This is a genomic window from Kaistia sp. SLG-1 (assembly GCF_059699055.1).
In genome coordinates, this window is sequence record NZ_AP048544.1 from 1223584 (window position 1) to 1245447 (window position 21864).

General features: G+C 66.5%; 23 protein-coding genes. 5 read left to right on the forward strand and 18 right to left on the reverse strand.

Translation table 11 applies throughout. The features are described from left to right. Positions 1-88: 88 nt before the first annotated feature. The 4 genes from AC6HZP_RS05400 to AC6HZP_RS05415 form a co-directional block, all read right to left on the reverse strand. The gene (locus AC6HZP_RS05400) at positions 89-712 is read right to left on the reverse strand and encodes a cysteine hydrolase family protein (RefSeq protein ID WP_497525708.1); all 624 of its coding nucleotides are present in this window, start codon (positions 710-712) and stop codon (positions 89-91) included. Continuing rightward, the gene (locus AC6HZP_RS05405; protein ID WP_497525709.1) at positions 709-1512 is read right to left on the reverse strand and encodes an N-formylglutamate amidohydrolase; all 804 of its coding nucleotides are present in this window, start codon (positions 1510-1512) and stop codon (positions 709-711) included. The genes AC6HZP_RS05400 and AC6HZP_RS05405 overlap by 4 nt, the downstream gene beginning before the upstream one ends. Beyond that, complete coding sequence (locus tag AC6HZP_RS05410) at positions 1512-2831, reverse strand: type I glutamate--ammonia ligase (RefSeq protein WP_497525710.1); 1320 nt, start codon at positions 2829-2831, stop codon at positions 1512-1514. The genes AC6HZP_RS05405 and AC6HZP_RS05410 overlap by 1 nt, the downstream gene beginning before the upstream one ends. A 160-nt stretch (positions 2832-2991) precedes the next feature. Further along, positions 2992-3900, reverse strand: coding sequence for a MurR/RpiR family transcriptional regulator (locus tag AC6HZP_RS05415; RefSeq protein ID WP_497525711.1), 909 nt, complete (start codon positions 3898-3900; stop codon positions 2992-2994). Positions 3901-4064: 164 nt separating this feature from the next. Here AC6HZP_RS05415 and AC6HZP_RS05420 point away from each other — a divergent pair, with 164 nt between their 5' ends. Together AC6HZP_RS05420 and AC6HZP_RS05425 are read left to right on the forward strand one after the other, a co-directional pair. After that, positions 4065-4736, forward strand: coding sequence for a cysteine hydrolase family protein (locus tag AC6HZP_RS05420; RefSeq protein WP_497525712.1), 672 nt, complete (start codon positions 4065-4067; stop codon positions 4734-4736). Between the two features lie 70 nt (positions 4737-4806). After that, positions 4807-6198 carry an aspartate aminotransferase family protein gene (locus AC6HZP_RS05425; protein WP_497525713.1) on the forward strand — a complete coding sequence of 464 codons (1392 nt, stop codon included), beginning with the start codon at positions 4807-4809 and terminating at the stop codon, positions 6196-6198. A gap of 80 nt (positions 6199-6278) precedes the next feature. Here the strand turns inward: AC6HZP_RS05425 and AC6HZP_RS05430 are convergent, their stop codons facing one another. From AC6HZP_RS05430 to AC6HZP_RS05490, 13 genes are all read right to left on the reverse strand, one after another. Beyond that, positions 6279-6665, reverse strand: a complete 387-nt coding sequence (locus AC6HZP_RS05430) for a DUF983 domain-containing protein (protein WP_497525714.1) — start codon at positions 6663-6665, stop codon at positions 6279-6281. 506 nt (positions 6666-7171) lie between these two features. Further along, entirely contained in the window at positions 7172-7390 is a 219-nt protein-coding gene (locus AC6HZP_RS05435; RefSeq protein WP_497525715.1) for a hypothetical protein, read from the reverse strand. 88 nt (positions 7391-7478) lie between these two features. Further along, entirely contained in the window at positions 7479-7751 is a 273-nt protein-coding gene (locus AC6HZP_RS05440; RefSeq protein ID WP_201402619.1) for a helix-turn-helix domain-containing protein, read from the reverse strand. A 110-nt stretch (positions 7752-7861) separates the two neighbouring features. Next, positions 7862-8617, reverse strand: coding sequence for an SDR family NAD(P)-dependent oxidoreductase (locus tag AC6HZP_RS05445; RefSeq protein WP_497525716.1), 756 nt, complete (start codon positions 8615-8617; stop codon positions 7862-7864). Positions 8618-8629: 12 nt separating this feature from the next. Further along, positions 8630-8944: an L-rhamnose mutarotase gene (locus AC6HZP_RS05450; protein ID WP_497525717.1), complete on the reverse strand. Its 315-nt coding sequence runs from the start codon at positions 8942-8944 to the stop codon at positions 8630-8632. Between the two features lie 11 nt (positions 8945-8955). Next, on the reverse strand, positions 8956-9735 hold the full coding sequence (locus AC6HZP_RS05455; RefSeq protein ID WP_029074711.1) for an acetoacetate decarboxylase family protein: 780 nt from the start codon (positions 9733-9735) through the stop codon (positions 8956-8958). Further along, on the reverse strand, positions 9732-10538 hold the full coding sequence (locus AC6HZP_RS05460) for an SDR family NAD(P)-dependent oxidoreductase (RefSeq protein WP_497525718.1): 807 nt from the start codon (positions 10536-10538) through the stop codon (positions 9732-9734). Before AC6HZP_RS05460 ends, AC6HZP_RS05455 begins: the two co-directional genes overlap by 4 nt. After that, the gene (locus AC6HZP_RS05465; RefSeq protein WP_497525719.1) at positions 10535-11347 is read right to left on the reverse strand and encodes a sugar phosphate isomerase/epimerase family protein; all 813 of its coding nucleotides are present in this window, start codon (positions 11345-11347) and stop codon (positions 10535-10537) included. Before AC6HZP_RS05465 ends, AC6HZP_RS05460 begins: the two co-directional genes overlap by 4 nt. Before the next feature lie 5 nt (positions 11348-11352). Beyond that, the gene (locus AC6HZP_RS05470; protein WP_497525720.1) at positions 11353-12396 is read right to left on the reverse strand and encodes a Gfo/Idh/MocA family protein; all 1044 of its coding nucleotides are present in this window, start codon (positions 12394-12396) and stop codon (positions 11353-11355) included. Between the two features lie 13 nt (positions 12397-12409). Further along, positions 12410-13132 (reverse strand): FadR/GntR family transcriptional regulator, encoded by a 723-nt coding sequence (locus AC6HZP_RS05475; RefSeq protein ID WP_201402626.1) that lies wholly within the window; start codon positions 13130-13132, stop codon positions 12410-12412. 1 nt (position 13133) lies between these two features. Further along, positions 13134-14129: an ABC transporter permease gene (locus tag AC6HZP_RS05480; protein ID WP_201402627.1), complete on the reverse strand. Its 996-nt coding sequence runs from the start codon at positions 14127-14129 to the stop codon at positions 13134-13136. A 13-nt stretch (positions 14130-14142) separates the two neighbouring features. Further along, a complete protein-coding gene (locus tag AC6HZP_RS05485) occupies positions 14143-15669 on the reverse strand; it encodes a sugar ABC transporter ATP-binding protein (protein ID WP_497525721.1) in 1527 nt (508 codons plus the stop codon). A gap of 65 nt (positions 15670-15734) precedes the next feature. Beyond that, positions 15735-16934: a sugar ABC transporter substrate-binding protein gene (locus AC6HZP_RS05490; RefSeq protein ID WP_497525722.1), complete on the reverse strand. Its 1200-nt coding sequence runs from the start codon at positions 16932-16934 to the stop codon at positions 15735-15737. A 201-nt stretch (positions 16935-17135) separates the two neighbouring features. Here AC6HZP_RS05490 and AC6HZP_RS05495 point away from each other — a divergent pair, with 201 nt between their 5' ends. The 3 genes from AC6HZP_RS05495 (at position 17136) to AC6HZP_RS05505 (ending at position 20677) form a co-directional block, all read left to right on the forward strand. Further along, a complete protein-coding gene (locus AC6HZP_RS05495) occupies positions 17136-18257 on the forward strand; it encodes a mandelate racemase/muconate lactonizing enzyme family protein (protein ID WP_497525723.1) in 1122 nt (373 codons plus the stop codon). Positions 18258-18591: 334 nt separating this feature from the next. Next, a complete protein-coding gene (locus AC6HZP_RS05500) occupies positions 18592-19236 on the forward strand; it encodes an SGNH/GDSL hydrolase family protein (protein ID WP_497525724.1) in 645 nt (214 codons plus the stop codon). A gap of 10 nt (positions 19237-19246) precedes the next feature. Beyond that, positions 19247-20677: an arabinose isomerase gene (locus AC6HZP_RS05505; protein ID WP_497525725.1), complete on the forward strand. Its 1431-nt coding sequence runs from the start codon at positions 19247-19249 to the stop codon at positions 20675-20677. An 87-nt stretch (positions 20678-20764) separates the two neighbouring features. Here AC6HZP_RS05505 and AC6HZP_RS05510 read toward each other — a convergent pair whose 3' ends face one another. Then, a complete protein-coding gene (locus tag AC6HZP_RS05510) occupies positions 20765-21838 on the reverse strand; it encodes an NAD(P)-dependent alcohol dehydrogenase (RefSeq protein WP_497525726.1) in 1074 nt (357 codons plus the stop codon). Between the last annotated feature and the right edge of the window lie 26 nt (positions 21839-21864).

A 21864-nucleotide genomic window follows, 5' to 3' on the forward strand; every position in this document is an offset into this window, starting at 1 on the left:
GAATATTATAGTTGAACCTTATTTCTATATTGGAGTGTCAAGCTGACGCTATGTCAAGCGAGGTTGCCTCCGAACCTTCGAAATTCGATCAGACCCGGGCGGCAAGCTCCTCGATGAGGCTCGCCGTATCGGTCTGGCGGCAATAGCCCTTGAAGGCGGCGAGCGCGTTGTCGTGCCGTTCGCGGCTGTCCGTGGTGCAGGCATCGACCGGGCAGATCATGCGGAAGCCGCGATCGGCGCCGTCGCGGACGGTGTGGTCGATGCACTGGTCGGTGAGGAAGCCGGTGACGATGACGGTATCGATGCCGATGTTGCGCATCAGATATTCGAACACGGTCGAGTTGAAGAGGCTGGACGAGGTCTTGGGCAGGACGATCTCGTCGTCGCCGGGGCGCAATTCCGCGATCACGCGGGTCTCCGGTGAGCCGGGCGCGAAATGGAAGTTGGTCTGCTTGTAGTCGAGGCTGCGGTCGCGGCCGTCGCGGGTCAGGCTCTCGATCACGGTGAAGACGATCTCGGCGCCGCTCGTCCGGCCGGCGGCGATCAGGCGGGCGATGTTGGGGATCGCGACGTCGCGGGCGCTTTCGAAGAAATAGGGCCGCGCCGTCGCCGCGCCGGGGTGAAAGATGCCGTCCTGCGTGTCGATGACGAGGATGGCGGTGCGCGCGGGATCGACGGGCGCGAGCCGTTCGGTGAGCGGCGCGCGGCTCATGTCCGGTCCCCGGTGAAGGTGCCGTAGGCCTGCGAGAGCACGCGCTCGAGACGTTCCGCCCATTCGGCCTGCCCGGTGGCAGTGCCGATCAGATCCTGACGGATCTCGAATTCGACATAGGGCAGGCCGCGCTCCTCGCCATGGACGGGGATGGAATAGTCCTTCGCCATGTCGACGCCATAGGGCTCGTTGCGGCCGACGACGAGGTTCTCTTCCTCATCGAGCCCGGCCAGGACCGGCAGGGTGAAGCGGGTGTCGACGCCATAGCAGAGCCCGACATGCCAGGGGCGGTCGAACGGCCGCGCCCGCAGCGACGGCGTGAAGGAGTGCATCGAGACGAGAATGGTCGGAATGCCGGCGTCCGTGCGGGCGTCGAGGATCGCGACGATCTGGCGGTGATAGGGCTCGGCGATCTCGCGCAGGCGCAGCGCCCGCGCTTCGTCCGAAAGGCCGGCATTGCCGGGAATGACGGTGCCGTCGGAGACGAGGGCGATGCTGTCCGGCGAGGTGGTGCGGCGGTTGCACTCGACGACGAGGCGGGAATAGCGCTGGAAGATGAGCGGCGCGTCGAGACGATCGGCAAGGCGTTCGGCGACACCGTGAATGCCGATGTCGATGCCGATATGGCGGTCCAGTTCGGCCGGCTCCAGTTCGAGCCCGTCCAGCATCGCCGGCACGGCGTTGCCGGCATGATCGCAGATCAGCACGAAGGGCGAGGCGCCGTCCTCGTTGCGGAGGCCGACCGGCTCGGGATCGCCGGGGCCGAGCAGGCGGTTGGCGGCGTGGTGGGGCGCGGTCATCAATAGGCCCGCGCGTAGAGGCGGCAGAGTTCGTCCATGTCGATGCCGGCCGTCATGCCGATTTCTCCGCGCTTGTGGATCAGATAGGCGTTGGAAAGCACCGGCCCGAGCCAGCCCATGGCGGCGCTGTCCGCCTGCAGCGCGTCGAGCGCTTCCTCAAGCGTGCGCGGCAGGTCGCCGATGCCGCGCTCGTCGCGCTGCTCTTGCGTCAGCGCGCCGGGATCGCCGCTGGAGATGAAGGGCGCCGGCAGCTTCTCGCGGATGCCGGCGAGGCCCGCATGGATCAGCATGCCGAGCTGCAGATAGGGGCTCGCGGTCGCGTCGGCGGCGCGGAATTCGAGATTGAAGCGCCTGGCGACGTCGACGCCCTCGACCTCGGGATAGGGGCAGATCCGCAGCAAGGCCTCGCGGTCGCGATCGGCGAGATTGGCGTAATAGGCCGACCAGGAATGCGGCTTCAGCCGCTCGTAGGAAATGGCGCTGGGGGCGGCGATGGCGCAGAGCGCGCGGGCATGCTTCAGGATGCCGGCGGCGAAGGCGGCGCCGGTCGGGCTCAGTTTTCCGGGGCCGTCGGCGGCATAGGCGACCGGCTTGCCGTCCGCATCGATCAGGCTGAAATGGATGTGGACGCCGTTGCCGACGATGCCGCGCGTCACAACCGGCGAGAAGGAGAGGTGGTGGCCGTGCCGGCGCGCCACCGAGCGGCCGATCTCGCGCAGCTTGACCGCCTCGTCGGCCGCGGTCAGCGCCAGCGCCGGATCGACGGTGATCTCGTATTGGCGCGGGCCGTATTCGGGCAGGAACGTGTCGGGCGATAGCCCGTTGGCGCGCAGCGCGCCGACGAAATCGCCGATGAAGGGTTCGAGGCCGCGCAGCGTGCTGGCGGCATAGGAATCGCCCGGCCGTTCCTCGCCGCCGTCGATCCAGAATTCATGCTCGAAGCTCGCGAGCAGCCGGAGGCCTGTCTCGCTTTCGAGCGCCTCAATCGCGCCCTTCAGGAAGCCGCGCAGGCAGCAGTCCCAGCGCTCGCCCGCCATGGTGAGGATGTCGCCGAGGATGACGCGCTCGACGGTTCCGCCATCGCCATAGTCGAGGGTGATGTCGCCCTCGGGCACCGGCACCAGCATCAGATCGCCCTCGGCGCCGAACGGCGTCGCCGGAATGCGGCCGAGGCAGTTGATCATGATGTTGGTCGGCGTCCAGCCGACGCCGAAGCGGCGCCGGCTTTCGAGTTCGCGTGCCGGAAAACCCTTGCCACGAACCTGCCCGGCAATATCGCTGCAGCAGACAGTGACGATCGTCTCACGCTCGATCGGCATGCATCCCCCGAATTCCCTCTGGCTTCGGTGCCGTCGCGCGGGTTGACCCGCATCTGTTTCCGGCACGGAAGGAACGCTAACATGCGTGACGAAAATTTTACAAGCCGACCCTTTAGGCGGTGAAGCTGTAATTTTTCGCAATGCCAGAGGGGTGTTCGAATCAGGGCATCAGCTTTGTTCGAACCGCCTCGATCGTCTCGAAACGGGCGCGGCCGATCGCCCATTGCCGCGCGTCGATCGAGAGCGCCAGCGTCTCGACCAGCGCGATCAGGCCGATCAGGCTGTCCCAGGGGGAGGGCAGGTCGACCTGGGCGCGCAGCACGACATCGGCCACTTGCGCGACATCCGACATCCAACGGTCGGTGAAGAGGGCTACGACCGCGCCGCGCTCCTTGGCGATCTCGGCGGTGCGGATGGTGTCTTGCTGGTAGCGGCGGATGTCGAACAGGATGACGACGTCGCGCTTGCGCAGGTCGGCCAGTTCGTCCGCCCGGCGCGACAGCCCCTGCGAGAACAGCCGCACGCGGCTGCGCATCTTGCGCAGGTGGAATTCCAGGTGCCGCGCCGCCGGATCGGTGAAATCGCCGCCGAGCAGGAAGATCTCGCGACGCTCGTCGACGAGGAGGTCCGTCAGCCGCTCGATATCGGCCGGGCTCGCCATGGCGAGCGAGTTCTCGACCGTGGTCACGAGGCTGCGGGCGAAATCGGCGAAGGGCGCCGTCTTGCCGTCGACATGCGGGCGGGTCAGCGGATACTCGGCCTGAGCCTCCATCTCCTCGCGCAGCGCACGGCGGAAATCGGCATAGCCGGAGAAGCCGAGCTTGGCGACGAAGCGCAGGATGGTCGGCGCGCTGACCTTGGCGCGCTCGGCGAAAAGTGCCACCGTCTCCATGCCGGTCGTCGGATAGCGGGCGAGAAGCGCACGGGCGGCGCGCCGCTCGGCCTCGCTGAGCGACGCCATGCTGGCGGTCACGCGGTCGGCCAGCGTCGGCTTGTCGGCCCGGGGGCCGGTGGCCGGACTCTCGTCGTCTTGGCCGCTCTGGCCTGCCGTGTCCCGCGTCCCGCTCATGCCGTCTCCTTCTGCTCCCTCGCAGAATAATCCAATAACATTTCGACGGCATCTTCCCAGAAGCGTAATCCTCATTACAGTACCGATGCGTCCAACCAAGCTTCGTCCCCTGGACCAGGCCGCCGCCTGATCCCAGGTCCCTTATGCCCTTGCCGGAGTTGCCGATGACCGTCCTGCCACCGATCGACGCTCCCAACGGCGCGTATCGCGAGCGAAACTTCGTACCGGCGCGGACCGCGCTTCTCAATGTCGACATGCAGAACGGCGAGTTCAACGAGGAACTCCTGTTCCGCGCCCGCCTCGACGGCACGCCGGAAGCGAAGAAGCGCGCCTTCTACGAGCGGATCGCCGATGTCGTCATCCCGAACCAGGCGCGGCTGCAGGACGCGGCGCGGGCGGCCGGCATCGAGGTGATCTTCACGGTCATCGAAAGCCTGACGCAGGACGGCCGCGACCGCAGCCTCGATCACAAGATCTCCGGCCTGCACTGGCCAAAGGGATCGTGGGAGGCGAAGCCGATCGAGGCGGTCGGGCCGCGCGGCGACGAGATCATCATCCCGAAGACGGCGTCGGGCATCTTCAACTGCACGAACCTCGAATACGTCCTGCGCAATCTCGGCGTCGAATATCTCGTCATCTACGGCGTGGTCACCGACCAGTGCGTTGAATCAGCGATCCGCGACGCCGCCGATCGCGGTTTCCTGGTGACGCAGGTCGAGGATTGCTGCGCCGCCGACGCGCCCGGCAACCATGAAGGCTCGATCGAGGCGATGCGCGGCCACTATTGCCGCACCCGCACCACCGACGAACTGATCGCCGAGATCCGGGGCGCCTGACCGCGCCCGTTTGACCGCCTCCCATTCTCGAAGCCGCGATCCGGGCGGCGCCGAACCCAGAGGGACCGCCATGTCCGACCAGCCGACGCTCTCGCACAATGAACTCCACGCCTGGGACCGGGATCATTTCTTCCATCCCTCGACCCACATGGCGCAGCATGCGCGCGGCGAGACGCCGAACCGCATCATCGCCGGCGGCGAGGGCGTCTACATCACCGATGTCGACGGCAGGCGCAGCCTCGACGCCTTCGCCGGGCTCTACTGCGTCAATGTCGGCTATGGCCGCACCAAGATCTCCGAGGCGATCGCTCGGCAGGCGGCGGAGCTGCCCTACTATCACGCCTATGTCGGCCATGCCTCGGAGCCGTCGATCCGCCTCGCCAAGATGGTGATCGACCGGGCGCCGGCGCATATGAGCCGCGTTTTCTTCGGCCTGTCCGGCTCGGACGCCAACGAGACCAACATCAAGCTGGTCTGGTACGTCAACAACGTGCTCGGCCGGCCGGAAAAGAAGAAGATCATCTCGCGCTGGCGCGGCTATCACGGCTCCGGCGTCATGACCGGCAGCCTGACGGGGCTCGCCGCCTTCCACAATCTGTTCGATCTGCCGCGCGCGCCGATCCTGCATACCGAGGCGCCGTATTTCTTCCGTCGCGCCGACCGCAGCCTCAGCGAGGAGCAGTTCTCGCAGTTCTGCGCCGACCAGCTCGAGGCGATGATCCTGGCCGAGGGTCCGGAGACCATCGCCGCCTTCATCGGCGAGCCGGTGCTGGGCACGGGCGGCATCGTGCCGCCGCCGGCCGGCTACTGGCCGAAGATCCAGGCGGTGCTCGACAAATATGACATCCTGCTGATCGCCGACGAGGTGGTGACGGCGTTCGGCCGGCTCGGCTCGATGTTCGGCTCGGATCACTACGGCATCAGGCCGGACCTGATCACCATCGCCAAGGGGCTGACCTCGGCCTATGCGCCGCTTTCCGGCGTCATCGTCTCGGAGAAGGTCTGGCGTATTCTGGAGCAGGGGTCCGACAATTTCGGCCCGATCGGGCACGGCTGGACCTATTCCTCGCATCCGCTCTGCACGGCGGCCGGCGTCGCCAATCTCGAAGTCGTCGACGAGTTGGACCTCGTCAACAATGCCCGCGACGTCGGCGCTTATTTCAGGGAACAGCTCGCGGAGGCGGTCGGCGGCAAACGGATCGTCGGCGACGTGCGCGGCGAGGGGCTGCTGGCGGCGGTCGAATTCGTCCGGGATCGCGACGACCGCGCCTTCTTCGAGGCGTCGGAGAAGGTGGGCCCACGCATCGCCGCCGCGCTGCTCGAACAGGGCGTCATCGGCCGCGCCATGCCGCAGGGCGACATCCTCGGCTTCGCGCCGCCGCTCTGCCTCTCCCGCGAGGAGGCCGATATCGTCGTCGCAGCGACGGCCAAGGCGATCGACGAGGTCGCCGCCACGCTCTGATCCGCACGACCCAACGGAAACGGCCGGCTCATCCTCGATGACCCGGCCGTTTCGTTATCTCGGTTTGGCGCTGGCAGCGCCTATTCGTCGATCCGGTTCAGCAGTTTGCCGCCCTCGGCGCGATGCAGATATTGCGAGCAGACCAGCCAGCCCTTGATCGGTCTCAATAGCAACAGGGTTGGCAGCAGCAGGATCGGCAAGGTCGTGATGAGGTGAACCCAGAGGGGCGCCTCGTATTTGAACTGGATCCAGAGCGCGAAGACCACGGCCGGAACCGCGCCGATGAACTGCGCGAAGAAGGCCGGCCCGTCGGCCGGATCGGCGAAGGAAAAGTCGAGGCCGCAGACCTCGCAGCGCGGGGCAAGCTTGAGCCAGCCGCTGAAGATATGACCGGACTGGCAGCGCGGGCAACGGCCGGAAATGCCAAGCCGGAAGGCCAGGCGGTATGGGGATTCGGTTTCGCTCATGGCGATCCTTTGGGTGCTTTCGGGCAGGCCTGCCTGCCGGACGGATTGGCTCGCTGGCTTCGGAATGACCCTGGCGCAGTGTGCCGGAGGCGGGCAACTCTGCTGGTCGCGCCTGCCTTTTGATCTCCGATGATCAAAATATAGCCTTTATCGCCGCGTCATGCGAGGCGACGAAATGTAGCCGTCACACATCCGCCGGTTGACGCCTCCGCCGCGGATGACCGTGCGGGACTCTTCTTTCACACTGAGGAGACCTTTGCAGAACACCATCCTCATCATGCTGAGGAGGCCCGCAGGGCCGTCTCGCACGCAGAGAGGTCGTGCCATCGATCGGTTGCCCCGGGATCGTGCGTCTTTCGAGGCCCGAGCTACGCTCGGGCACCTCAGGATGATGGAGATAAAGCCCCGCATCACGATTGGATACGGATGCGCAAAGGTCTCGTGACGGAGAGGGGGCAACGCGGCCCGAGCGGGAAATCGGGTTCGCTTGTTTACGGACCAGACACTCAGGAATCGCCGGGATCGCGGTCGAACTCGTCTTCGTCCTCGTCGAGCTCTTCCTCGTCTTCCGGCAGGTCAACGGCATCGCGCATCGGGCGGCCGTCGGTGTCGATCAGATTGTCGAGAAACGCCTGGTTGGCGCGATCGTCGATCTCAGGCACGGCGTGCTCGGGCACGTCGCGGCTCGGCGGCATCGGATCGGGAAGCGGCTTCTTCGGATCCATCCATGTCTTCCTTTGCTGAAATCAGAACGAACGACAACGCTCGCTGACGCGAAAGCGTCGCCGTGAGTTCGCCCGAACGTGCCGTCGTCTAGCCGGTGAGCAGATCGTCCTGCACGCGCAGCCCCCTGGCCAGCAGGCGCAGGGCGTCCTTCGAAATCATCCAGCCGGTCTCGCAGCGTGTGATCTGGGTCAGCGCGACGCCGGTGCGGTCGGCCAGATCCGTTTGGCTGATGCAGCGCCATTCACGGATCGCCTTCAGCGGATGTTCGCCTGCAGCAATCTTGTCCATGACATGGCTCGGGAGCGCGGCCGTATCGCGCGGTCCCACATTGGGCTGCTGACGGAAATGACGAAGCTCCATCTCTCCCTCCCAATCAACGGCATACGGATGCCGTTAGGTAAGAGGAACGCACGAAATCACGAAATGTTCCAGTGTTTTCATGCGCCCGGAGCTTCAACTTTCGATGCGGCTCAGACCGGGGCGAGCCCGGCCCGGGCGCGGAATTCCGCCTCGCGAACGTCGAGCGCGCGGCCCGCGAGATCGTCGGCGTCGGCCGAGCAGAGATAGACGATCGCGCGCGCCGGGTCGTCGACCGAGGCGAGGGTTTCACGCGGCAGCTTGCTCACCGGGCCGACGCCGGAGGCGCGGATGACGCCCTGCATGTCGGTGTCGACGATGCCCGGCGAGAAGCCGAAGACGCGGATGCCGCGCGCGCCATATTCGAGTGCGACCGACTGGGTCACCATGGCGAGGCCGGCCTTGCCGGCGCAATAGGCGCTCCAGCCCTCCATCGGCCGATGCGCCGCGCCGGAGGAGAGGTTGACGATGGTGCCGCGTCCCCGCGCCAGCATCGCCGGCAGGACCGCGCGGATCACCGCGACCGCGCCGACGAGATTGGCGTTCACGCTGGCGGCCCAGGCGGCCGGATCGGTCTCGTGCAGCAGGCCGATCGGCTGCACCACGCCGGCATTGTTGACCAGGAGGGTGGGCGCGCCAACCCGGGCGGTCGCTTCCTTGACCGCTGCCTCGACCGACGCCACGTCGGAGACGTCGCAGGCAATGGCGATGGCGCGACCCTCGGCGCAGCGCGCGGCGGTCGCCTCGGCGTCGGCAAGCCGGCGCGCCGTGACGACAACCGTGGCGCCGGCTTCCGCCAGCGCGATCGCCGCAGCGGCGCCGATGCCGCCCTTGGCGCCCGTGACGAACGCGATCTCTCCGTCGAGCATGTCAGCCCACTCCTAGTCCATGTGCCATTGCAGCGGCAGCATATAGGCGAAACCGGTGCGCGGGTCGCCTTCGAGCTTCATGATCGGCGCCATCGCCTCGCCCCAGCGCTTGTTGACCGGATCGTCCTTCAGATGGGCGATGGTCTTCTGCAAATCGTCGGTCTCGAAATAGCCGATCAGCTTCAAGCCCAAGCGGAAGATCGAGTAGTTGCGGATGCCGGCCGCCTTCAGCGTCTCCAGCATCTCAGGCCAGATCTCGTCATGCGCCTTCTTGTATTCCTCCTCGCAGCCGGGACGGACTTCGAGAACCCAGGCGTGATGTCCCATTCTTCTTCCCCTCAGGCGAGATAATCGTGAACGATGCGGCCGGGCACGAGCGTGAAATCGGCCTTCCAGTGCAGGCCGTCCAGCATGTCGACCACCGGCAGGCGGTGGATCGGCGCCTGCGCGTTCGGGCGGAGCTCGACCGTGCAGGGCCCGCCCCAGCATTCGTGCACGACGACGTTGGAGAGCCGCCGCGCCGTCAGCTGCCGGATGGCCGGGCGCTGGTCGATGTGGTCGATGACCTTCAGATTGATGTTCTCGGCGAAGTCGAAATGCCGGTTGAGGCTGGCCAGCGTATCGGTGCGCTGCTTGTAGGGTAGGGTGCCGGTCAGCACGTCGATGCCGTTCCGCGCCACCGTGCCGACGACGAGGTCGCCGCGCAGTTCCAGCTTCGGCTCGCCTGATTTCTTTGGCTGGCCGTGCAGCTCGCGGCCATGCGCGACGCCGGCGTCGGAGGAGAGGAACAGATAGGGCGAATAGGAGCCCTCGGCGACGCCCGGTAGGCGGCAGCCGAGCGAGACGTTGCTCTCGCCATAGGGGCCGAGCCATTCGGTGTCGTTCATCCGGTAGATATGCGCCATGACGATGTCGCTGGTCGGCTCCAGCGGCGGCGGCAGCAGCCTTGCCACGGCGGCTTCCGTCGTCCGCCAGACCAGCGTCAGCACGTCGACATTGCGGAAGGTGAACGGGTAGGGCGGCACCATCGGTGCGTCCCAGGGCGTCGAGAAGCCCGGCTTCAGAATGTCCTCGACGGTCAGACGATCGAGGCCGCCATTGCGCAGGTCCTTGCTCATTCCGTTGCATCCTGCGCGAAGCGCGCTTCCTTGGGCGGCGCGATGCCGTAGCCGACGAAGCCGCCCGTGACGTTGATCAGTTCGCCGGTGACGAAGGAGGCCTCCGGCGAGGTGACGTAGGCGACGGCGGCGGCGACGTCGGCCGGCCGGCACCAGCGGCCGACGGGGATGGTCTTCAGCACCTGCGCCTCGAACGCCTCCCAGGAGAGGCCGAGCTTTTCCGCCTTTTCGCGGAACTGCTTCTCCATGCCGGTGCCGGGGCCGACATGGCCCGGCGCGACGCCGTTCACCGTGATGCCATAGGAAGCGAGCTCGACCGCGAGGCACTGGGTCAGGCCCCAGAGCGCGTTCTTCGAGGCAATGTAGGCGCTGGAATAGGGATTGCCGAAATTGAGCCGGGTGATGATGTTGACGATGCGGCCGCGCTCCGCCCGCATCATCGCCCGCGCCGCCGCGCGGCAGGTCAGGAACGGCCCGCGCGCATTGACGCTCTGGATCCGGTCCCATTCCTCCGGCGTGGTGTCGACGACGAGCTTCTGCAGATGGATGCCGGCGGCGTTGACGAGGATGTCGAGGCGGCCATGCTGGTCGAGCACGGTCTCGAAGGCCTGGTCGACCGAGTTCGCGTCGGTAATGTCGATGCCGACGGCGCTGCCGCCGACGCCGTTGGCGACCTCGGCCGCGAGCGCCTCATTGTGATCGGCCGCGACGACGTGATAGCCGTCCGCCGCCAGTCGCCGGACGATCTCGGCGCCGATGCCGCCGGCGCCGCCGGTCACGAGCGCAATGCCTTTTGCCGTCACGCCAGCCACTCCCTCACGCAGTCGCGCATGTCGACGGTCTCGGTGAGCACGTCGTCATGCAATCCGTCCATGTAGTCCTGATGCACATATTCGATCGCCAGATAGCCGTCGTAGCCGGCCGCTTTCAGCGTTCCGAGCATGGCGCCGAAATTGATCGTGCCGAGCGAGAGCTTGCATTGCAGCACGCCCATCCGCGCCTGGCGGAGATGCACGTGGGCCGCATGCGGCGCCAGTATGTCGATCTCCTCCTGCCGGTAGCCGAGGCAGACGAAATGTGCGTAGTCGAGCGCGAGCTTCAGGCCGGGCACTCGGCCGAGCAACTCGAGCACCAGCGTCGGGCTTTCGAGATAGGAATGGACATGCGGCTCGATGGTGAGCTGCACGCCTTCCGGCGCCGCGATCGCGACCAGCCGGCGCAGGCTCTCCGCCGATTCCGCCAGCGCGCTCGCCCGGTCCTGGCCGGGATTGACGACGCCGGGCAGCACGAAGACGCTGCCGAGGCCGGCGCGCTTCGCGAAGCGCACGACTTGGCGAAAATCCGCCTCGTTCTGCTCACGATGGCGCGGGCCGGCGAGGTTGCGGTCCGACAGCGAGTTGCCGAACAGATGGTAGAGATTGGGCAGCGCGACGCCGAGCTTCAGCACGCGGTCGGCCATGCCGTCCGGGTCGGCGATCAGCGCCTCCTTGTCGAGGCCGGGCTTGTAGAAATAGCCGAGGTCGAGCGCGCCGATGCCGAGAATGCGGGAGAGCCCCGCCGCCTCGTCCAGCGTCAGGCTGCGCAGCGACCAGGTGGTGAGCGAGAGCTTCATCCGCGTCAGACCTTCTCGACGCGGCCGCTCTCGGCCGAACGGTAGAGCGCGTCCAGCACCTCGACGGCGCGCATGCCGACAATTCCGGGCGAGGCGTTGTGCGGGGCGAGGCCACGGCAGATGTCGACCAGCAGATTGACCGGCTCGATGCAGCTATAGGCGCCGGCGCCGGCGGCGATCGGAACGATCTCGTCGGTGCCGTCGCGGCGGCTCACTTCCAGCCGCTCGCGCTCGATGTCGAGCAGCAGCATGCCCTCCGAGCCGAAGATGCGCAGGTCGATCTGAAAGCCGCGATGCTTCGGCACGGTGGACGAGCCGGAGAGCGAGCCGGTGGCGCCATTGGCGAAGCGGACGACGGCGGCGTCATAATAGTCGACGCCGCTCGGCGAGCGGCCGACCATGGCGAAGACTTCCTCCGGCGCGATGTCGGCGATCTTGAACAGCAGGCCGAGCGCGTGCACCAGCTGGCCCCAGCCATAGCCGCCGGCCCGCTTCGGATCGGCCCAGGTCGAGGCCGGCGGACGGAACATCGCGCCCTCGGTTTCCTTCATCGGCTCGCCGGCCATCAGGTCGCCGAGGGCCGAGGCCATCTGCAGCACGACGTGCTCGACCTTGCCGATCTTGCCAGAGGCGACGAGTTCGGCGGCGCTGGCGCTGAAATGCTTGAAGTTCCAGCCATAGGGCACGACGATCTCGCGACCGCGTTCCGCCGCGGCGGCGACGATCTCGCGCGCGTCTGATGCCGTCGTGGCGAGCGGCTTCTCGACCAGCACGTGGCAGCCAGCCTTTATCGCGGCCAGCGCATGCTCATGGTGCAGCACATGCGGCGAGGCGACGATGACGCCGTCGAGCGGCACCTCGCGCAGCATCTCGGCATAGTCTTCATAGCCATTCTCGATGCCGAAGCGGTCCTGGATTTGGCGCAGCTCCGCCTTGCCGAGCCGGTTGACGGCGACCAGTTCGCAATGCGGGTTGTCCCTGAGCGCCGGGATGTGGTTCTCGACCGCCCACCATCCCGCGCCGATGATGCCGATCCGCGCGCGTTTCATGAGTTTCGTTCCATCAGGGAGTGATATCCATGGCGTTGACCGTCGAGAGGTGCACGTTGGTCATGTGCTGGACCATCGCCGCCTCGGCGGCGTCCGGGTCGCGCGCTGCCAGCGCCGCGACGATCAGTTCGTGATCCTGGAAGGATTGGCTGAGGACGCCCGGCGTTTCGGCGGCAATCCGCCGGTATTCCATGCCGAGGATGTAGAGCGAGGTCGAGACGCGCACGAGGAACGGGTTGCCCGTCGCGTCCGACAGAACGCGGTGGAACTCGACGTCGGAGACGCGAAACCCGATGGGATCGTTGATCAGCCCGCGCTGGACGAGGAGCATGTTCTTCATCCGCGTCAGGTCCTCGGGCGTGATCCGCTCGGCGGCCATCCGTCCGATACCGCCGTCGATCAGCTTTCGCGACTCGTAGAGGGCGTTGACGTTCTGCTCGTTGAGCGTGATCAAGAGCTGCAGCGGGCCGAGCAGATCGGACGCTTCGAGCGACGACACATAGATGCCGCCGCCCTGCCTGACCTTGAGCACGCCGAGGATCTGCAGACCGCGCAGCGCCTCGCGGACGCTGGGGCGGCTGACCTGCATGGCCGCCGCCAGCTCGCGTTCGGGCGGAAGTTGGTCGCCCGGCCTCAGGTTCTTTGTCCGCACCAGGTCGAGCAGCTTCTTGGCAACCTGTTCGGCTACCGAGCTGCGCTCGATCGGTTCGAAATCGGCCGGGATCATCTCCGCCATCCTATTCCCCCAGCGCGCGGGTTCGGATCTGGTCGAGGCTGACCGCCAGCATCAGCACGACACCACGGGTGACATCCTGCCAGAAGCTGGAAACATCAAGCAATGTCAGGCCGTTGTTGAGCGTGCCGAGGATCAGCACGGCAAGCAGGGTGCCCCAGACGCTGCCGCGGCCGCCGTTCAGGCTGGTGCCGCCGAGGATGATCGCGGCGATGACGGTGAGGAGCTGCGAGCCGGCCGCCGTCGGGCCGGCGGCGCCGAGCATGGCGCCGAGGATGGTGCCGGCGACGGCGCCGGAGATGGCCGAGATGACGTAGAGGATGATGACGGTCTTCTCGAGCGGGATGCCGATCAGCCGCGACGCCTCGGCATTGCCGCCGGCGGCGTAGATGTAGCGGCCGAAGCGCATCCGCGTCATCACGACCCAGAGGCCGACGAAGGTCACCATCATCAGGATGAACGGGATCGGGATGCCGACGACGCGGCCGGAGCCGACCCAGTTGAAGCCCGGCACCATCAGCGGCCGGGTCAGGCCGCCGGTCAGCACCAGCGCGATGCCGGAGATGATGCTCATCATGCCGAGCGTCACGATCAGCGGGTTGAGGCGCAAGCGCGTCGTAAACAATCCGTTAACCACGCCGATCGCCGCGGCGACGAGGATGGCGATGGCGACGGCAATCCAGATCGGGACGCCCATGCCGAATAGCATCGAGATGACGACGCCGGTCAGTCCGGCGATCGCCGCGACCGAGAGATCGAGGCCGCCGGCGATGATCAGCGGCGTGCCCGCCGCCGCCATCAGGCCGATATAGGCGACGTTGCCGCCGATCTGCAGCATGTTCCTGAGCGTCAGGAAGAAGGGCGACAGCACCGAGAAGACGGCGATCAGGATCAGGTAGAAGATCGCCAGCATCGCGACGCCGGACCAGGGCTGCCCGAGCAGGGCGGACATCCGCTCCCTGGCGCCGCCGGCGGCATGTGTTTCGACTGAATGGGCCATGGAATGAAGTCCTTCAGGTGGCCTGGAAGGCAGGATCGTTGCCGGTTGCGGCCATGAGCTCGGCCGGCTTGGCGCCGCGTTCGAATTCGCCGACGAGGCGGCCGCGATCGAGCACCAGCGAGCGGTCGCTGATGCCGGCGACTTCCTCGACGTCGGAGGAGAGGATCAGGACGGCGTAGCCGCGGTTCGCGAGCTCCCGCAGCTTGCCGTAGATCTCCCGCCTGGCGCCGACATCGACGCCGCGCGTTGGCTCCTCGAGGATCAGCAGGCGCACGCCCTCGACCAGCCAGCGGGCGATGCAGACCTTCTGCTGGTTGCCGCCGGAGAGGGTGCGGATCTTCTGCTCGGGACCGCGCGTGCGGATGCCGAGCTCGCCGATCCAGCGGATGGCGTGCTGGGCCTCCTCGTCCTTCGAGACGAACAGGCCACGCTCGAAGCGCTCCTCGAAGGGAAGGGCGATGTTCTCGCGCACCGTCAGGTCGGCGACGATGCCTTCCTTCTTGCGCTCGGCCGCGACGAAGCCGATGCCGGCGAGCTTGCCGGCGCGGGCGCTCATCGGCCGGTAGCTCTGGCCCGCGAGGCGGACATCCGCCGTCTTGAGCGGACCGAGCGCGCCATAAAGCGCGCGGCCGAGCACTTCGACGCCGGATCCGACCAGGCCGAAGATGCCGAGGATCTCGTTCTGCCGAAGCGTGAAGGAGATGTCGTCCAGCTTGCGCGGGATGCTGAGCTTCTCGACGTTCAGGATCTCGGCGCCGGGTGCGCCGGGCGTGCCGACGTCGTAGAGGTCGTCGACCGTGTTGCCGAGCATGGCGGCGAGCACTTCGGCGCGCCTTGTGTCGGCGGTGTTGAAGGTGCCGGCGTTGCGGCCGTCGCGCAGCACGACGATGCGGTCGGAGATCTCGAACACTTCCGAGAGGTAGTGCGAGATGTAGATGACCGAGACCCGGTTCTCCTTCAGGCGGCGGATGATCCTGAAGATCATCTTCGCTTCCTGCTCGGTCAGCGCCGCCGTCGGCTCGTCCATGACGAGGATGCTCGCATTGCCGGCGAGCGCACGGGCGATCTCGACGATGCGCTGTTCGGCGACGGAGAGCCGCTTCACCAGCATGTCGGGCAGGATGTCGGCGAAGCCGAGCTGGTCGAGCAGTTCGCGCGAGCGGGTGCGCATCGCGTCCTTGTCGACCTGCAGGATGCCGAATTTGCGCTTCAGCGGCATGTCGCCGAGGAAGATGTTCTCGGCCACCGTCATGTCCGGCATGACGGAGATTTCCTGCGGCAGCAGCTTGACGCCGGCGGCGACGGCTGCGGCCGGATCCTTGAAATCGACCTCCTCGCCGTCGATGCGGATGGTGCCGCCGTCGCGGCTGTAGAGGCCGGTCAGGATCTTCATCAGGGTCGACTTGCCGGCGCCGTTGGAGCCGAGCAGGGCGACGACCTCGCCGGGTTCGACGCTGAGATCGACATGGGTGAGCACCGGCACGCGTCCGAAGGACTTGCCGATGCCGTGCATGCCGAGGCGGGGAACGTTGGTCGCCATGCGGCCCTTCCTGAAATCAAAGAGAAGTAGGCGGGCGCGTTTGGCGCGCCCGCCGGCCGATCCTATCAGTTGGTCGGGATCAGGTTCTGGTAGTCGGCGAGATCGGGCAGGGCCCGGATCTCGGCCAGGTGCTTCTCGAAGGCGGCCTGCGGGAACTCGAACTTGATCGGGTCCTTGCCCTCGGCGCAGGCGAACTTGTCGTAGAAGGTGCAGACATTATCCTTGGTCACCATCACGTGGTTGACCAGGACCGTATCCGGCACTTCCTTGCCGGCGAGCTGCATCAGCGCCAGCGGGATCAGGTAGTTGCCGTAGCGCTCGGGGAAGTAGCCGACCGACGATACGAAGCTCGGCTCGTCGATCATGTTCTGGATTTCGTCGGCGCCCATGCCGACGACGATCAGGTCCGCCTCGCGGCCGGCCTGCTTGACGGCGCGCAGCATGCCGGTCGCCGCCTGGTCGTTGATCGCCGTCACCATGATCGGCGCGCCCTCGGGGATGCGCCCGATGACGTTGTTCATCTGGGTGAAGCTCTCTTCGAGCGTGTTCTTGGTGTCGATCTTGATGATGTGATCGTCCGCGAAGCCGTCGACGGCCGCCTTGAAGCCGGCGACCTGGCCGCCTGTGCGCATGGCGGGAATGGCGCCCGACTGCGGCAGTTCGCCGACGACGAAGTAGCCTTGCTTGACCTTGTCGGCACCGAATTTGGCGATCGCCGCCTGGCCGAGATAGGCGCCGCCCATGAAGCCGGAGCGCGGGTTGTTGGCGCCGAAGAAGGTGGCGCCCGGCATCGGGATGTCGATCGCCACCACCTTGGTGTTGGCGTCATTCATCTGCTGCATGATCGTGGCGCCGAAATTGGCGTCGGTCTGGAATTCGGTGACGTGGTCGACCTGGCGCTGCAGGAAGCTCTGCGCGTTGGCGAGCGCGGTGGCGCCGTCGAGGCGGTTGTCGGCGACCTGCAGCTCGATGCCCGCCGCTTTGGCGTTCTCGAGCATGCCGTTCTCGACCTTCAGGCAGAACGACACGTCGCGCTGCAGGTTGGCGAAGCCGAGGACGAGGTTCTTGCCGTTGTTGGGCTTATGGGCGGCGGTGGCGTCGGCCACCATGGCCTTGAGCTGGTCGGCGCTCAACATGGCGCCGTCGAATTTCGCCGGGTCGAACCCGTGGAAATCCTCGGCATAGGCGGCGCTGCCGAGCAGCAGCGTCATGACGGCCGCGCCGGCGACGCGGCGCATGGCATCGAACGGAATCCGAGCGTTCATTGGAATCTCCTCCCTCAAAGAGCATTCAGAATTGGTAAGGCCAATTTCTTATTGCCGTAAAACAAGCACGACATTTCACCTCACGCAAGCGTCACGTTGAAATAATTGGCCTGACCAATTTGATTGACGCCTCTCCGGTTTTGCCTCTAGCCTTGACGGAAAGTACCGCTCGAAAAGCGCGGTGAAGGGGAGGAATTTCGCATGCGTCTCGGCGGAGCTGAGTGCTTTGTGCTGCGTTGGCCGGAGCCGAATGATTTCGGCCACGACCGGATGACGCTGCTGGTCCGGGTCGACACCAAATCCGGAATCTCCGGCTGGGGCGAGGCGATCGCCATGTGGCCGGAAGCACTGCGGGCGACGGAGCTTGTCATCCGCGACGGCCTGCTGCCGCTGCTGGTCGAGCGCGACCTCTCCGATGTCGAGGGCTGCTGGCAGGCGATGAAGAACCATTGCTGGTGGTATGGCGAGGGTGGCATCGCCTCGATGGCCATCTCGGCGATCGACATGGCGCTCTGGGACCTGAAGGCGAAGGAAGCCGGCAAGCCGCTGGTCGATCTCTTCGGCCGCCATCACCAGGCGCTGCCCGTCTGCGCCAGCCTGCACGTCAACCAGGCGACGATCGAGGACAGCGTCCGCGACATCGCCGGCCACATCGCGAACGGCTTCCGCTCGACCAAGCTCGGCCTCGGCAAGCGGGGCCTGTCGCGCGCCGGCCGAGATCCCGATTACGACGTGGCGCTGGTGGCGGCGCTGCGCGCGGCGATCGGGCCGGAGGCCGGCATCATGGTCGACGCCGGCAACGGCACGAAATGGGATCTCGACACCGCCATCCGGACGGTGAAGCGGATGGAGGAATCCGCAATCGCCTGGATCGAGGAGCCGTTCCTGCCCGGCCAGGTCGCCGACCATATCGCCTTGAAGGCCGCCGTTTCGACGCCGGTCGCGGTCGGCGAGCGCGAGTTCACCGTCGCCGGCTACCAGCGCTGGCTCGATACGGGGGCTGCCGACGTGCTCGGCCTCGATCCCGCCCGCATCGAGGGCGTCACCGGCTTCCGCAAGGCCGCCGCCGTCATCGAGGCGGCCGGTAGAACCGTCAACGCACATGCCTGGAGCACGGCGGTCCTGACCGGCGCCAGCCTGCACCTGTCGCTCGCCTCGAAGGCGGCCGAGCTGTTCGAGCTGAAGCCGCTGCCGGGGCCGATGCAGTTCGACCTCGTCGACGAGCCGTTCTGGCACGAGAACGGCCTCATCTCGGCGCCGAACCGCCCCGGCCACGGCGCCGAACCCCGCGCCGATGTTCTTGCTCGTTACCGGGTGAACTGAGGCGGGCAGGGAGGATGGTCGATAGACCCTCACCCCAACCCTCTCCCGCAAGCGGGCGAGGGGGCAGACTGAGCCCGGTCTCGTTGCATCCGCCACACGGCCGGAAAGCCCTCGCCCGCTTGCGGGAGAGGGTGGGGTGAGGGGCTTGCTTGATACCACGCGTGGTCAGAATCGCTGAGCGTGGTCACCATCCCAGCGAAAGCAGGGATGACGGCGAGGGTGGAGAAACGGCGGAGGCAGGACCGAGGCAGCAATCCCGGTCCAGTTTCACAGTTGTGATGAGTCTCCTCCGTGAGAGGTGAGAATTCAGATGGTCATTGCTGAGGAAAACCCGATGAAAACCGTGATGGTCTATGGCGATTCCAACAGCTGGGGCGCCGAGCCGCAGCCTGAGCGCGGTGTCGGTGGCCGCTTCGCGCCGGATGTGCGCTGGCCGGGCGTGCTGCAGCAGAAGCTCGGCGCCGGCGTGCAGGTGATCGCCGAGGGGCTGAACGGCCGCACGACCTGCGTCGACGATCCGGTCGAAGGGCATCACAAGAACGGCGCGCGTTTCCTGCAGGTGGCGATCGAGACGCACATGCCGCTCGACCTCGTCATCATCAAGCTCGGCACCAATGATCTGAAGGCGCGGCTGTCGATGCAGGCGGGCGACATCGCCGATGGTGCGGTGCGCCTGGCCGACATCGTGCTGGGCTCGGCCACCGGGCCGGAGGGCAGGGCGCCCAAGGTGCTGCTCGTCGTGCCGGCGCCGATTGTGAAGCTCGGCTGGCTCACCGAGATGTTCGAGGGCGGCACGGAGAAATCGCGAAAGCTCGGCAAGGAATTCGCCCGCGCCGCCGCGCCGCGCGGCATCCCGGTGTTCGAGGCGGGCTCGGTCATCGCGTCGAGCGAGGTCGACGGCATCCATCTCGACGCGGACGCGCATCGCACGCTCGGCGAGGCGCTCGCCGGCCGGGTGCGCGACCTTCTGGCGGATTGAGGGAAGAACCATGGCGCATGACACGTTGAAGGTCGGCCTGTTCGGCATCGGACTGAACGCCTACTGGCCGCAATTCGCCGGCCTCGAACCGCGCCTGCGCGGCTATATCGAGACGGTGGCGGCAAAGCTGGCGCGGCCGGGTGTCGAGATCGTCAATCTCGGCCTGATCGACGATCCCGAGAAGGCGATGGATGCCGGGCACCAGTTCCGCGCCGCCGATGTCGACCTGATCTTCCTGCATGTCACGACCTACGCGGTGTCCTCGACCGTGCTGCCGGTGGTGCAGCGCGCCAAGGTTCCGGTGGTGATCCTGAACCTGCAGCCAGCCGCCGCGATCGACTATGCGACGTTCAACGCGCTCGACGACCGCACGCAAATGACCGGCGAGTGGCTCGCCTTCTGCGCCGCCTGCCCGGTGCCGGAGATCGCCAACGTCTTCCGCCGCGCCAACATCGATTTCCACCAGGTGACGGGCGTGCTCGAGGGCGACGACCATGTCGACCGCGAGATCGAGGCCTGGATCGAAGCGGCGCGCGTCGCCTATGTCATGTCGCACAACCGCCTCGGCCTGATGGGGCGCTATTACAACGGCATGCTCGACATCTATTCCGACACGACGGCGCAGGTCGCGACCTTCGGCGGCCATCTGGAGATCGTCGAGATCGACGAACTGGCTGAATTGCGGAAATCGGTGACCGAACTGGAGGCGGCGGCGCGTGTCGACGGCTTCCGGGGCGAGTTCGACATCCAGGCGGATTGCGATCCGGCCGAGCTTTTGCGCGCCGCCCGGACCTCGATCGCGCTCGACCGGCTGGTGGCGAAGCACAAGCTCGGCTCGCTCGCCTATTACTATGAATCGGTGCCCGGCCACGACCACGAGGACGTCATCTCGTCGGTGATCCTCGGTTGTTCGTACCTGGCGGCGCGCGGCGTGCCTGTGGCGGGCGAATACGAGGTGAAGAACGCGCAGGCGATGAAGATCCTCGACACGCTCGGCGTCGGCGGGTCGTTCACCGAGTATTACGGCATCGATTTCAACGACGACATCGTGCTGATGGGCCATGACGGCCCCGGCCATACGAAGATCGCCGAGGGCAAGACCAAGGTCCGGCCGCTCAAGGTTTATCACGGCAAGGTCGGCTCCGGCGTCAGCGTCGAGATGTCGGTCAAGCACGGCCCGGTGACGCTGCTCTCGGTGGCCGAGGACGGCGCCGGCAAGCTGAAGCTGGTGGTGGCGGAGGCTGAATCGGTGCCCGGTCCTATCCTCGAGATCGGCAACACCAACAGCCGCTATCGTTTTTCCATCGGCGCGCGAAAATTCGTCGAGACGTGGAACGCCGAATGTCCGGCGCATCACTGCGCCGTCGGAATCGGCCATGTCGCCGACAAAATCGAGAAGCTCGGCCAGCTGCTCGGCATCAAGACCGTGAAGGTGTGTTAGAAAAATACGGACGACCCCGACGCGGAGATCGGGACGTCCGTTTCAAGTATCTTCCCAGAGGGGATGCCGGTTCGGGCGGTCCCGCCGTCAGGGCGTGATCGCTACCTTCAGCACGCCGTCGCGCTGGTGGCCGAAGAGGTCGTAGGCTTCCTCGATGTCGTCGAGCTTGAAGCGGTGCGTGACGAGCGGCGTCAGGTCGACCCGGCCGGAGGCGACGACATTCATCAGCCGGCGCATGCGCTCCTTGCCGCCCGGGCAGAGCGAGGTGACGATCTTGTTGTCGCCGAGGCCGGCCGAGAACGCGCTGAGCGGGATCTTCAGATCGCTCGAATAGACGCCGAGGCTCGACAGCGTGCCGCCCGGACGCAGGACGCGCAGCGCGGATTCGAACGTGCCCTGGGTGCCGAGCGCCTCGATCGCCACGTCGACGCCGCGGCCGCCGGTCAAGGCCATGATCTGCTCGACCGGATCGCCCTTCTTGAAATCGACGACGATGTCGGCCCCGAGCTTCTTGGCGACCGCGAGGCGCTCCGGCACGGTGTCGACGCCGATGATCGTGGTGGCGCCCATCAGCTTGGCGCCGGCGACGGCGCAGAGCCCGATCGGGCCGAGCGCGAACACGGCCACCGTGTCGCCGATCCTGACGGCGCCGCTCTCGGCGCCGGCGAAGCCGGTCGACATGATGTCGGGGCACATCAGGATTTCTTCGTCCTTCAGCCCTTCGGCGACCGGGCTCAGATTGGCGGCGGCATCGGGAACGAGGACATATTCGGCCTGGCAGCCGTCGATCAGATTGCCGAATTTCCAGCCGCCGGTCGCCTTGAAGCCGTGCTTGGTGCCGGGGCCGTCCTGCGAGCCGCAGCCGCAGAGGCAGGCATAGCTGTGACCGCTCGGCGTGATGGCGCCGGCGATGACGCGCTGGCCCTCCTGGTATCCCTCGACCGCCGAGCCGAGCTTCTCGATGACGCCGACCGGCTCGTGGCCGATCGTCAGGCCCTTGGCGACGGGATATTCGCCCTTGAGGATGTGGATGTCGGTGCCGCAGATCGTCGTCGTGGTGATGCGCATCAGCGCATCGCGCGGCCCGACATCGGGAATGGGCTTCTCGTCGAGGACGATCCGTCCGGGTTCGACGAATATGGCGGCTTTCATGCGCGGCATCGAAACCTCCTCTTCCTCGCTCGCAG

Excerpts from the sequence above, each read along its gene's own strand:
- AC6HZP_RS05505 (WP_497525725.1), top strand. The coding sequence starts at position 19,247 with ATGGCGCATGACACGTTGAAGGTCGGCCTGTTCGGCATCGGACTGAAC.
- AC6HZP_RS05405 (WP_497525709.1), bottom strand. The coding sequence starts at position 1,512 with ATGACCGCGCCCCACCACGCCGCCAACCGCCTGCTCGGCCCCGGCGAT.
- AC6HZP_RS05445 (WP_497525716.1), bottom strand. The coding sequence starts at position 8,617 with ATGCTCGACGGAGAGATCGCGTTCGTCACGGGCGCCAAGGGCGGCATC.
- AC6HZP_RS05510 (WP_497525726.1), bottom strand. The coding sequence starts at position 21,838 with ATGCCGCGCATGAAAGCCGCCATATTCGTCGAACCCGGACGGATCGTC.
- AC6HZP_RS05400 (WP_497525708.1), bottom strand. The coding sequence starts at position 712 with ATGAGCCGCGCGCCGCTCACCGAACGGCTCGCGCCCGTCGATCCCGCG.
- AC6HZP_RS05500 (WP_497525724.1), top strand. The coding sequence starts at position 18,592 with ATGAAAACCGTGATGGTCTATGGCGATTCCAACAGCTGGGGCGCCGAG.
- AC6HZP_RS05425 (WP_497525713.1), top strand. The coding sequence starts at position 4,807 with ATGTCCGACCAGCCGACGCTCTCGCACAATGAACTCCACGCCTGGGAC.
- AC6HZP_RS05420 (WP_497525712.1), top strand. The coding sequence starts at position 4,065 with ATGACCGTCCTGCCACCGATCGACGCTCCCAACGGCGCGTATCGCGAG.
- AC6HZP_RS05430 (WP_497525714.1), bottom strand. The coding sequence starts at position 6,665 with ATGAGCGAAACCGAATCCCCATACCGCCTGGCCTTCCGGCTTGGCATT.
- AC6HZP_RS05495 (WP_497525723.1), top strand. The coding sequence starts at position 17,136 with ATGCGTCTCGGCGGAGCTGAGTGCTTTGTGCTGCGTTGGCCGGAGCCG.
- AC6HZP_RS05450 (WP_497525717.1), bottom strand. The coding sequence starts at position 8,944 with ATGGGACATCACGCCTGGGTTCTCGAAGTCCGTCCCGGCTGCGAGGAG.
- AC6HZP_RS05410 (WP_497525710.1), bottom strand. The coding sequence starts at position 2,831 with ATGCCGATCGAGCGTGAGACGATCGTCACTGTCTGCTGCAGCGATATT.
- AC6HZP_RS05475 (WP_201402626.1), bottom strand. The coding sequence starts at position 13,132 with ATGGCGGAGATGATCCCGGCCGATTTCGAACCGATCGAGCGCAGCTCG.
- AC6HZP_RS05465 (WP_497525719.1), bottom strand. The coding sequence starts at position 11,347 with ATGAAGCTCTCGCTCACCACCTGGTCGCTGCGCAGCCTGACGCTGGAC.
- AC6HZP_RS05470 (WP_497525720.1), bottom strand. The coding sequence starts at position 12,396 with ATGAAACGCGCGCGGATCGGCATCATCGGCGCGGGATGGTGGGCGGTC.
- AC6HZP_RS05435 (WP_497525715.1), bottom strand. The coding sequence starts at position 7,390 with ATGGATCCGAAGAAGCCGCTTCCCGATCCGATGCCGCCGAGCCGCGAC.
- AC6HZP_RS05440 (WP_201402619.1), bottom strand. The coding sequence starts at position 7,751 with ATGGAGCTTCGTCATTTCCGTCAGCAGCCCAATGTGGGACCGCGCGAT.
- AC6HZP_RS05455 (WP_029074711.1), bottom strand. The coding sequence starts at position 9,735 with ATGAGCAAGGACCTGCGCAATGGCGGCCTCGATCGTCTGACCGTCGAG.
- AC6HZP_RS05415 (WP_497525711.1), bottom strand. The coding sequence starts at position 3,900 with ATGAGCGGGACGCGGGACACGGCAGGCCAGAGCGGCCAAGACGACGAG.
- AC6HZP_RS05485 (WP_497525721.1), bottom strand. The coding sequence starts at position 15,669 with ATGGCGACCAACGTTCCCCGCCTCGGCATGCACGGCATCGGCAAGTCC.
- AC6HZP_RS05490 (WP_497525722.1), bottom strand. The coding sequence starts at position 16,934 with ATGAACGCTCGGATTCCGTTCGATGCCATGCGCCGCGTCGCCGGCGCG.
- AC6HZP_RS05480 (WP_201402627.1), bottom strand. The coding sequence starts at position 14,129 with ATGGCCCATTCAGTCGAAACACATGCCGCCGGCGGCGCCAGGGAGCGG.